The sequence below is a fragment of the Vibrio chemaguriensis genome (assembly GCF_012275705.1).
In the GTDB taxonomy this organism is placed as follows: domain Bacteria; phylum Pseudomonadota; class Gammaproteobacteria; order Enterobacterales; family Vibrionaceae; genus Vibrio; species Vibrio diabolicus.
The window spans coordinates 284,285-294,983 of sequence record NZ_SHOE01000001.1; the positions used below are offsets into that span (position 1 = coordinate 284,285).

11 protein-coding genes are annotated in these 10,699 nt (G+C 44.6%); 7 read left to right on the forward strand and 4 right to left on the reverse strand.

All coding sequences use genetic code 11. From position 1 onward, the window contains the following. Window positions 1–6: 6 nt before the first annotated feature. From ccmD to EX191_RS01350, 7 genes are all read left to right on the forward strand, one after another. Entirely contained in the window at window positions 7–213 is a 207-nt protein-coding gene (gene ccmD, locus EX191_RS01320) for a heme exporter protein CcmD (RefSeq protein WP_005380515.1), read from the forward strand. Further along, entirely contained in the window at window positions 210–695 is a 486-nt protein-coding gene (ccmE, locus tag EX191_RS01325; protein WP_005380516.1) for a cytochrome c maturation protein CcmE, read from the forward strand. Before ccmD ends, ccmE begins: the two co-directional genes overlap by 4 nt. Continuing rightward, a complete protein-coding gene (locus EX191_RS01330; RefSeq protein WP_005394299.1) occupies window positions 692–2,668 on the forward strand; it encodes a heme lyase CcmF/NrfE family subunit in 1,977 nt (658 codons plus the stop codon). The genes ccmE and EX191_RS01330 overlap by 4 nt, the downstream gene beginning before the upstream one ends. Before the next feature lies 1 nt (window position 2,669). After that, window positions 2,670–3,224 carry a DsbE family thiol:disulfide interchange protein gene (locus tag EX191_RS01335; protein ID WP_012841537.1) on the forward strand — a complete coding sequence of 185 codons (555 nt, stop codon included), beginning with the start codon at window positions 2,670–2,672 and terminating at the stop codon, window positions 3,222–3,224. After that, entirely contained in the window at window positions 3,221–3,706 is a 486-nt protein-coding gene (locus EX191_RS01340; RefSeq protein WP_114323329.1) for a cytochrome c-type biogenesis protein, read from the forward strand. Before EX191_RS01335 ends, EX191_RS01340 begins: the two co-directional genes overlap by 4 nt. Next, window positions 3,706–4,920 (forward strand): c-type cytochrome biogenesis protein CcmI, encoded by a 1,215-nt coding sequence (ccmI, locus tag EX191_RS01345; RefSeq protein WP_161443123.1) that lies wholly within the window; start codon window positions 3,706–3,708, stop codon window positions 4,918–4,920. Before EX191_RS01340 ends, ccmI begins: the two co-directional genes overlap by 1 nt. A gap of 215 nt (window positions 4,921–5,135) precedes the next feature. Continuing rightward, window positions 5,136–5,909: an MlaA family lipoprotein gene (locus EX191_RS01350; protein WP_193447004.1), complete on the forward strand. Its 774-nt coding sequence runs from the start codon at window positions 5,136–5,138 to the stop codon at window positions 5,907–5,909. A 74-nt stretch (window positions 5,910–5,983) separates the two neighbouring features. On the opposite strand, the gene EX191_RS01355 is transcribed toward EX191_RS01350, so the two are convergent. The 4 genes from EX191_RS01355 to EX191_RS01370 all read right to left on the reverse strand — a co-directional run bounded on the left by EX191_RS01355 (window position 5,984) and on the right by EX191_RS01370 (window position 10,475). Next, window positions 5,984–7,309 carry an outer membrane protein transport protein gene (locus tag EX191_RS01355; protein WP_193447005.1) on the reverse strand — a complete coding sequence of 442 codons (1,326 nt, stop codon included), beginning with the start codon at window positions 7,307–7,309 and terminating at the stop codon, window positions 5,984–5,986. 309 nt (window positions 7,310–7,618) lie between these two features. Beyond that, the gene (locus tag EX191_RS01360; protein ID WP_047010320.1) at window positions 7,619–8,878 is read right to left on the reverse strand and encodes an outer membrane protein transport protein; all 1,260 of its coding nucleotides are present in this window, start codon (window positions 8,876–8,878) and stop codon (window positions 7,619–7,621) included. A gap of 297 nt (window positions 8,879–9,175) precedes the next feature. Further along, on the reverse strand, window positions 9,176–9,907 hold the full coding sequence (locus EX191_RS01365) for a DUF3379 domain-containing protein (protein WP_005380527.1): 732 nt from the start codon (window positions 9,905–9,907) through the stop codon (window positions 9,176–9,178). Then, the gene (locus tag EX191_RS01370) at window positions 9,900–10,475 is read right to left on the reverse strand and encodes a sigma-70 family RNA polymerase sigma factor (protein WP_029836529.1); all 576 of its coding nucleotides are present in this window, start codon (window positions 10,473–10,475) and stop codon (window positions 9,900–9,902) included. Before EX191_RS01370 ends, EX191_RS01365 begins: the two co-directional genes overlap by 8 nt. Window positions 10,476–10,699: the final 224 nt, after the last annotated feature.

Consider the following 10,699-nt stretch of genomic DNA (forward strand, 5'->3'; position numbering starts at 1 on the left):
TTGATTATGCATTTTGAATCTCTGAGCGACTTTTTTGCCATGGGTGGCTACGCATCATACGTATGGAGTGCGTTTGGTATTACTTTCTTATCCATGCTGATTCTTCTGATCACTAGCCTTCGCCGCGGTGATGCATTATTGAAAGAAGTGAAAGCAAAAATTGACCGTCAAGCTCGTATCGACGCAGCGAAGAACATGGAGAACACCTTATGAACCCGAGACGTAAAAAGAGGCTAGGTATCGTACTAGCGATCTTTATCGGTATTAGTGCCACCATTGGTTTGATACTTTATGCGCTTAACCAAAATATGGACCTTTTCTACACTCCAACGGAATTGGTTAATGGTAAGCCAGATGGCACCAAGCCAGAAGTAGGCCAGCGTCTGCGTATTGGTGGTATGGTGGTTGTGGGCTCGGTTCGTCGAGATCCTAATTCTTTGAAAGTGAGTTTTGACCTGCACGATGTCGGTCCTAAAGTGACGATTACTTATGACGGTATTCTTCCTGACTTGTTCCGTGAAGGGCAGGGTATTGTGGCTCAAGGTGTACTGAAAGATGCCACGACAGTTGAGGCATTTGAGGTCCTAGCGAAGCACGATGAAGAATACATGCCACCAGAAATTGCAGAAGCGATGAAGAAAACGCATGAACCGCTTCAATACAGCACCGAACAGAAACAAGGAAGCGGCCAATGATTGCTGAAATCGGTCACTTTGCTCTCATTCTTTCGCTTGCAATGGCTGTGCTGCTGAGCGTATTGCCATTGTGGGGAGCATCGAATAATAACACCATGCTCATGAACACAGCGCGACCGCTATCTTGGTCTATGTTCCTGATGCTGTTGTTCTCTTTCGCCATTTTATGTTGGGGATTTTATACCAACGACTTCACGTTACAGTATGTAGCGAGCAACTCGAATAGTCAGCTTCCTTGGTACTACCGTTTAACCGCAGTATGGGGTGCACACGAAGGTTCACTGTTGCTATGGGTTTTAATCCAAGCTGCTTGGACTGTCGCTGTAGCGACATTCAGTCGTGGCATGCCGCAAGAGTCGGTTGCACGTGTACTTGCCGTAATGGGCATGATCTCAGTGGGTTTCCTACTGTTTATCATCTTAACGTCAAACCCATTCTTACGTACGTTGCCTTTCTTCCCGGTTGACGGGCGTGACTTGAACCCTCTGCTTCAAGACCCTGGTTTGATTGTTCACCCGCCAATGCTTTACATGGGCTACGTTGGTTTCTCGGTTGCCTTCTCTTTTGCGATCGCATCCCTAATGACCGGACGCCTTGATACGGCTTGGGCCCGTTGGTCTCGTCCTTGGACAACCGCTGCATGGGTATTTTTAACACTCGGTATCGCACTAGGCTCTTGGTGGGCTTACTACGAACTTGGCTGGGGTGGCTGGTGGTTCTGGGATCCAGTAGAAAACGCATCATTCATGCCTTGGTTAGCGGGTACCGCATTAATGCACTCTCTTGCCGTGACAGAAAAACGCGGCACATTTAAAGCGTGGACGGTACTATTGGCAATCTCTGCATTTTCGTTGAGTTTGTTGGGCACATTCTTAGTCCGTTCCGGTATTTTAGTATCGGTGCACGCGTTCGCGTCTGACCCGTCGCGCGGTATGTTTATTCTAGGCTTCCTCGTTTTCGTTATCGGCGGCTCTTTATTGCTGTTTGCCGTGAAAGGGGCGGCAGTGCGTGTACGAGGTAACTTCGACTTAGTCTCTCGTGAAAACGCGCTCTTAGCCAACAACGTATTACTTATCGCAGCACTTGTTGTGGTGTTAGTGGGGACACTGTTGCCGCTCGTACATAAGCAGCTTGGTTTGGGGTCGGTTTCTATCGGTGCGCCATTCTTCGACATGCTGTTTGCGTGGTTGATGATGCCATTTGCTTTCCTACTTGGTATTGGTCCACTTATCCGTTGGAAGCGAGACAATTTATCTAAACTTGTGAAACCAATGCTCGTTTCAGGTGTGCTTGCTTTTGCTTTGGCCGCGGTATGCGTATACCTGTTTGCCGACTTCTTCTCAACCATGGCTTACATAGGCTGGGTAATGGCGATTTGGATTATTGCAATGCATGGCTTTGAACTATATGAGCGTGCAACGCACCGTCATAGCTTTAGTGAAGGTGTTCGCAAGCTGCAACGTAGCCACTGGGCAATGATGTTGGGTCATGTTGGTCTGGCGGTATCTGTTATCGGTATTGCGATGGTACAGAACTACAGCATCGAGCGTGATGTACGTTTAGCACCTGGCGAACACTTCCAAATTCAAGGTTATGATTTCTACTTCTCAGGCCTGCGTGATAAAGATGGTCCAAACTACGATGGCTACATCGCGGATTTTGAGATCACACATGATGGCAAATACGTGAATACGCTTCACGCTGAGAAGCGCTTCTACCGTACGGCTAAGTCTATGATGACCGAAGCTGCCATTGACCGTGGAATTAGTCGTGACTTATACATTGCAATGGGTGAACGTTTAGACGACAACCGATCTTGGGCTGTTCGTATTTACTATAAACCGTTCGTTCGTTGGATTTGGGCTGGCTCTTTGATTATGGCATTAGGCGGCGCACTAGCGATTTCTGATAAACGCTACCGCTTCCGCAAATCTTCAAAGAAAAACGCGAAGTCAAAAGAGCAGGAGGCATAACATGAATAAGAAAATCTTATTTATTCCGCTCGTCGCTTTCATGATTTTGGCGGGCATTTTCGCAACCCAGTTAATGCGCAACCAAGAGGGCGATGATCCAACGAAATTGGAGTCGGTTTTGGTTGGTAAGCCAGTTCCTGAGTTTCACTTAGAAGACTTAGCTGAACCTGGAAAACAATACGACCAGTCAATTTTTAAAGGTGAGCCGTTGCTCTTGAACGTTTGGGCTACGTGGTGTCCAACGTGTTATGCAGAGCATAAATACTTAAACGAATTGGCGGGTAAGGGCGTTAAGATCATCGGTATGAATTACAAAGATGATCGTAACAAAGCGGTAGGCTGGTTGAATGATCTCGGCAACCCGTACTTGATTAGCCTATTTGATGGTAGCGGTATGCTTGGTCTTGACCTTGGCGTTTATGGTGCACCAGAAACATTCATTATTGATGCAAATGGTGTGATTCGTTATCGCCATGTGGGGGATGTAAACCCACGTAATTGGTCGGAAACACTGGAGCCGCTTTACAACAAATTGGTTGAGGAGGCGAAGCAATGAGAAAGCTGATCCTTGCAGTTTTTGCTGCCATGACATTATCTCTTGCTGCTCACGCTGCCATTGAAGTATACGAGTTCGATAACTTGGAACAAGAACAGCAGTTCAAAGAGTTAAGCCATACGCTCCGTTGCCCTAAATGTCAGAACAACACGATCTCGGATTCTAACGCTGAACTTGCTCAAGACTTACGCCATAAGGTGTACGAAATGACCAAAGAAGGTAAGTCCAAAGATGAGATTGTTGATTACATGATCGCCCGTTACGGTAACTTCGTGACTTACAACCCACCATTTACGGTCGCGACTGCGATCTTGTGGCTAGGGCCACTCGCTGTAGTATTGGGTGGTTTTGGTTTGATTGTACTGCGTAGCCGTAAATCTAGAGTTAAGGCAAAAGCAAGCAGTGACGAGCAATGGGATGAGCAAAAAGAAGCTCGTTTAAAAGCATTGCTTGAAGAAGAGAACAACGGAGATAAGAAGTAATGACACTATTTTGGATTTCCACCGTTGCTCTTACGCTGATTGCTTGTGCGCTGGTGGCTTTGCCGCTGCTTAAACAAAAAGCGAACAATGATGATGTGTTACGCGATGAGCTCAACAAGGCATTTTATAAAGACCGTCTATCTGAGCTTGCAGAAGAAACCGACGAAGGACTGGTTGAAAGCGAAGACGAACTGATTTCTGATCTAAAGCAGTCTCTCCTTGACGATATTCCGGGTGATAAAGCGCAAAAAGAAACCAAGGTTTCACCAATCGCGGTTTTAGTTCCATCGGTAATTCTGACGGTGGCGTTGAGCTATGGCTTGTATTACAAATTTGGCGCGTCAGAAGATATTGTTCAGTGGCAAGAAGTGTCTGCAAATCTACCTGAGTTATCGAAAAAGCTGATGTCGGCTTCTTCTGAGCCGTTGAGTGACGATGAAATGGCGGATTTGACCCTTGCCCTTCGAACTCGCTTACATTACCAGCCGGAAGACTCGACAGGTTGGTTATTGCTAGGTCGTATTGCGTTAGCAAATCGTGATGTCACGACTGCTATCGATGCGATGGAAAAGTCATATCGCCTAGAGCCCAAAGATCCTGATGTGATGTTGGGTTATGCACAAGCTCTGATGCTGTCTCAAGAGGAAATGGATCAAGCGACGGCTCGCTCATTACTCGGCAAGCTGATGCAGCAAGACTATGTCGATCTGCGTGTGTTTTCTTTGTTAGCGTTCGATGCGTTTGAGCGTCAAGACTTTCCGGCAGCGATCAAGTACTGGGGAATCATGCAGCAAATGATTGGTCCAGAAGATAGCCGCTACGAGATGTTGTCACGCAGTATTGAGAGCGCTCGTAAGCAAATGGGCGAAGCGGTTTCACCGGATAAGAGTGTCGCTGTGACAATTAATGTGGCCCCAAATGCTCAGTTAGATCCAAACGCAGTTCTCATTGTATCGGTACATCGTGCAGATGGCTCACCAATGCCTGTTGCGGCAGCTCGCTATCCGCTGGGTACTTTCCCTCGTACAGTCGTATTAGATGATGGTAATGCCATGATGCAGGGGCAAAAACTATCTTCACTCGACAAGCTCATTGTGCGTGTGCGTGTAGACTCTGACGGTAACGTAGCAACGCGTGACCAAGATTGGCACGGAGAGAGTGACGTCGTTGAATTTGGCACGCCGGTTGAAGTGACCATTGACCAGCAATATTAATCGTTAACGTCTGTCTCTGAAATATGACAACGGGGTAGAGTCTGTTGCCTTTAGTGGTATGACTCTAAACGATCGAGTAGAATACCGAAGGCCAGCGACTGCTGGCCTTTATTTATTCCCATATCTGAGTCATCTTTACTACGTATACTGCTCAACATACGTACAACTGTTCATTGGGTGACTTAGGTACATTAATAGTCGTTATGGAAAATAAAATGTATAACAAGGGTAAATCTACCTTCTTGTTACTGCTTGCAGTTGGACTGGTTGGCTGTTCAACTGCGCCTGATGAAGCAGTAACAGGACAAGAAACAAATCAAACGACTTCTGATGTGTATGACCCGTTGGAAGGCTTTAACCGAACCATGTGGGAAATCAACTACGAATATTTAGATCCGTATTTGGTTCGTCCTGTATCACTTGCGTATGTGGAATACACGCCAGTTCCTATTCGTTCCGGTATTGCTAACTTCTTGTCGAACTTAGATGAGCCAGCCAGCATGGTTAATAACTTAGTCATGGGTAACGGTACGAAAGCCGTGGACCACTTTAACCGTTTTTGGATTAACTCGACGTTTGGTATTTTCGGTTTATTCGATATTGCAAGTGCCGCGGGTATTACGAAATACGACGAGAAAGCGTTCAGTGATGCAGTAGGTCATTATGGTGTTGGAAATGGCCCTTACTTCATGATTCCAGGTTATGGCCCGTATACCTTACGTGAAGTGACAGATACCGTAGATAGTACGTATTTACCCCTCTCTTACCTCAACTTCTGGGCGAGTTTGGGCAAGTGGGCGTTTGAAGGCATGGAGAAGCGTGCTTTATTAGTACCGCAAGAAGCACAGTTAGACTCGTCGCCGGATCCATATATTCTTACTCGCGATGTTTATATTCAGCGTCAAAACTTTAAAGCAGAAGTTGAAACCGTTGAAGAAGTTAACATCGAAGAAGAAGAGTATTTAGACGAATACCTAGAAGACTTTTAAGCGCTGTTCTTTACAATATACAAATAAAAAAGGCTTAGCTGATGCTAAGCCTTTTTTGTATTTTTGCTGTTTGGTTAGAAACGGTAGTTTGCTTGAACACCGATTAGCCAAACATTACCCGTAGTTTCGCCTACGAATTGGCCGCCGACTTGTTCCGCAGCGTCGTCTGACTTATAACCACGAGACTCAACGATTGGCGCGTCTTTCGCGAAAATATAGGTGAAGCCAGCGTCTAGGCTGAAGTCTTTCGTCCAATCGTACGTTGCGCCAATACTTAGCCAAGTACGGTCAGTTTCTGGGATAGTGATCGTACGGTTTTTGTCGCTTACCGCTGAAGTATCGTACGCAATACCAGTACGTAGCGCTAGCTTAGGATCAAGCTGGTAAGTGGCACCAACAGCAAAGCGGTAGTTATCTTCCCAGTTTTCTACTTTAACCATATGCGTGCCAGCGGTATCTAGACGTGCTTCCAATTTCTCGAAAGAGCTCCAATCCGTCCAGTTAAAGCTTGCGTGTAACGCAAGTTGGTCTGTTACTTGGTGGAAGCTTGCCAACTCAGCCGTTGCAGGCAGGTTTAGGTACATGTAGCCGTTGTCACGTAGTTGTGAAAGCTTAGTACCGAAGCCAAAACCTAGACCTTCAGCATGGCCTTCAAGCTTCAGTTCAACTTCAGATTTGTACGCGAAGCCGATACGGTTATTTTCATTGATCTGCCATGCAGTACCAACTTGCCAGCCCCAAGCGGTATCGTCACCTTCCATGTATTTTAGAGCGGTACCTTGAGGAACACTGATAGGATCGCCAGTGACAGGGTGCTTTCCTACAACGTTATTCTTAGGAGCTGCTGCGCCAAAGCTGCCTTCGCCGATGATGTAACGGATACCACCACCAACGCTGATTGATTCATTGACTTTGTAAGCTGCGTTTAAGTTCGCTTCCATTGTCGTTACGCTTGCTTCGTTACCGAAGTGCGATGCACCAAAGCCTTTACCTAAATCGGTTTCCATGCCGTAGTTGGTGCCAAATGCCAAACCAATCGCGAATTTCTCATTGTATTGGTGTGATAGGTAGAAGTTTGGAATGATTGCATCATGGGCGAAATCATCTGAAGATGCAGAAGAAGTGCTACCGTGGAAGTTTACATCACCTTCAATATCAATATTTGGGTTCACATAGATTGCACCAACGGACACTTGAGTGCCTTCCAAATAAGTTAGCATTGCTGGGTTACGCCATTGTGCACTTGCGTTGTCAGCCATTGCTGCTTCACCAGCATATGCTCGACCTAGGCCTGTTGCAGAATATTCAGCAAGTTGGAAACCTGCTGCGTTAGCCATGCCCGTTGTGCCAAGTAGGCTTAATGCCACTGCTGTTGATAGAAGAGTCTTGTTGGTTTTCATTCGAATGTTCGCTGATTTGTTTATAACGTGGGACGAAAGTTTAAAGGTAGAGTTTTTACTTTAGAAATGAAAATCCAGCACAAGCAGTAATTTGGAATATTATGCTTTCAAGTGTTGTTTGGGTGGTTTAATAATCTAACTGTGAAGGGCTTGTAAATGGAATTCAGCGAACAGCTGTGCGTCCTAATTGTGAGATTTAGATACACGTGTTCACTCAAATTGAGTGGGCAATAAATCGCAGATATGAAAAAAGGCTGGAAATCCAGCCTTTTATATAAAGTATTTTTCTACTAACTAACAGCGAAGCGCTTAGAAGCTACGGCTGTATTGTAAGCCGAATAGAATTGCGTCAGCATGAGTTGTTGCTGTTACACCGGTAGAAAGACCAGGAGCTAATTGAGTATTCTCATTAACTTTTACATCTTCACCTAACAAGTATGTGAAGCCAAAATCGATGTTTGAGCTATTATCAATATGGTAAGAGAAACCTGTTGAGAACCACTGGCGATCTGAATCTGGTACCGAGATAGACGTTACTTTATCTTGAGCGCTTGTGTCGTACATGTAACCAGCACGAAGTGTCCAGTTGTTGTTTAGGTAGTAAGTACCACCAATTGCGTAGTGCCAGCCATCTTGCCATTGATAGTCTTTCGAGTAACCACCTTTAAGTAAACCCTGATTTAGGTTCTCAAAATCAATTTGGTCGAAATCTTTCCAACCGATGTATTGGATGCTGTAGTGTACAGCAAACTTAGTGTCTTGGATTTTGTGGAAACCAGAAAACTCGGCCATATCTGGTAGAGGTAGCGTGATTTCCTGACCTTTGTCGTCTTTCGCCGTAAATTCAGGGCTGTAACGATACGCTAGACCAAAACGGTTGTTTTCATCTAGTTCGTACACAGTACCAACGTTGAAACCAACAGCCCAACCATCAGCTTTATCTACGTCCAGAATTTTTTGACCGCCAACCCCTGGGACTGAAGAGCTAGTCGTACGCTTCATTGTGCCTTGGCCGTAGATTAAATCTAAACCAGCACCAAAGCTCCATTGTTCGTTTAAACGGTAAGAACCCGCAAAGCCAAAGTTGAAGCTTTTTACATCCGTAAGACCACCGTACTCGGTTGCGGTGTAGTTATCTGAAAATTCAGTTTTAGTGCCGAAATTAGAGTATGCGTTTACGCCCCATGCAAACTTGTCATTTACTGGAACGATTAAGTGAATGTTTGGAGCTATTGACGTATCACCCACATCATCAGTGTCAGCAACATTTACAGTACTGGAACCCAAAGGAGTATTAACGTTATATTTCGCATCTTTCACTTCAATCATTGAAGTAATGCTTTCGAAACCTAGCGAAAGCTCCATTTTGTCAAATAGAGCCATTGCTGCTGGGTTACGAGCCATTACCGCGGCGTTATCTGCGATTACTGCATCACCAGCAAATGCACGGCCGATGCCAGTTGCTGATTGAGCGTTGATTTGGAAACCCGCTGCCATCGATTGACCTGAGGCAAAAGCTACCGTTACTGCTAGGAGAGTCTTTTTAAACAGACGCGTGTTCTGAGTCATTTGTTTTTCCTTATTAGATTCGTCTCTTTGGACGATAAATTGAGCTTTTGCTCAGTGGCGCAGATAGTAGTATCAATAGTTGCTTGGACAAATCCGACCATTGGATAAAATTGAATAAAAATTGCAGAAATGATGTCTAAAAGACGGGAAATTGCACTTAAAATGCATAATTTAGAGTTTAAGCTCTAAATGCTATAGCGATGGTGAATGTTTTGTGTTCTATTTATACAAAAATGCCGCTAAATAAGATCATTTAGCGGCATTTAACCTTTTGAAGGCTGGAAATCGTCGAAGTTATTACATCGGTTTAATCATTGATGCAAGAGTCGTAGCGATAGCATCAATATTTTCACCTTCTTCTCCGACTAAAATCAGGCTTGAACTCCCGACGGGCTGAACGATTCCGGTCATGCCATCCTTATTAAAGTCGGTACTTTGTTCGCTAGGAATACCAGTAATAAATAACGTTACTTTACCTTTTGGACCTTGGAATACCATATGCACCGCATTGGATTCGCCAAAACCGCAGTGGTTTAGGTAGTAAACGTGATATGGAAAGTTTTCACTAAACTGGTAATGAAATGGCGACATTTTCGCATTAATTTGCGAGCTCGGTACATCCTCATCAAGATGACGAACAAAAGGTTCTTCATGAATAACGTGTTTCATCGCGGTATCAGCTAAACTGGCTTGTGCTGGAGACACCAAAACATTTCCCCAGTTTACTTGACCAACTAATAATCCTGCGGTGAACGCAATAGAAGCGGCAAGTGCCATTGCTTTGCGCACAAAGTTTGGTCTGACGACCTTCTCTTCATCAAGTGCACTCGACGTCTGACTAAATAAAATCTTATCAGCGAGATCTTCAGGTACATCCACATTCATGGCTTGTTTAATTTTTACGTCGAGATCCAAAACGTCATCAACAAACTTATTGTTGGCGTCGCTACCAGCTAAAGCTTGCAGAATCTCTTCATCCTTTTGTTTTGGATCCGACAAAATACGACGACGAAATTCTAAATCATCCATTCTTTTGTCCTCTCTTAGTATCTTGAGAATCCAACATCTCTTTGAGTTGATTACGAGCGCGAAATAATCGAGTCATCACTGTATTTTTATTTAAATCAAGAATGTCGCCAATCTCTTCTCCGCTGAAACCACCGACAACTTGGAGAAATAAAGGCTCGCGGTATTCAACATCGAGTTTCATGATCTGTGCTTGCAGCCATTCTTGCTGATGATGTGGGTCATCGCTGACTTTAGCATCATTGCCGTAATCATCGATATCAACTAAATCAAATTGTTTACGTTCGAAGCGGCGCGCATTTTCTCGTCTCAATATTGTGATGAGCCAAGACTTGGCAGCTTTTTCGTCCTGAAGGCTATCGAGTGACTTCCAAGCTCTAAGACAGGTTTCCTGAACTAGATCTTCCGCTATCGCTTTATCTTTGCACAACCAGTATGCGTAGCGATATAAGTCACGATGGTACCCTCGGACGAGCGCTTCGTATTTTCTTTGCTTGTCCATATCAGAGTTGACCGGACTGTTGGAATTTTTCTTTCCAAACATTTTTAATATGGCCACAGGAGCCTCCATCCTCGCTCTGTGAGTTTTTTATTTGTTCTGAGCATGACTTTACTTTTCAATAGCCTCGCGGTTTCGGTTGAGCGTGTGTCGTAGATAACCTCTGACACAATAAGCTATGTGGTTACTTAAAAGTGTATACGCAAATGCCAAATATCATCGAACATGAATTGGTAAAGATTGTTAACAATATCATCATTAGTAATCAATGGTTTGGATAAGTTCATTCGATGGGA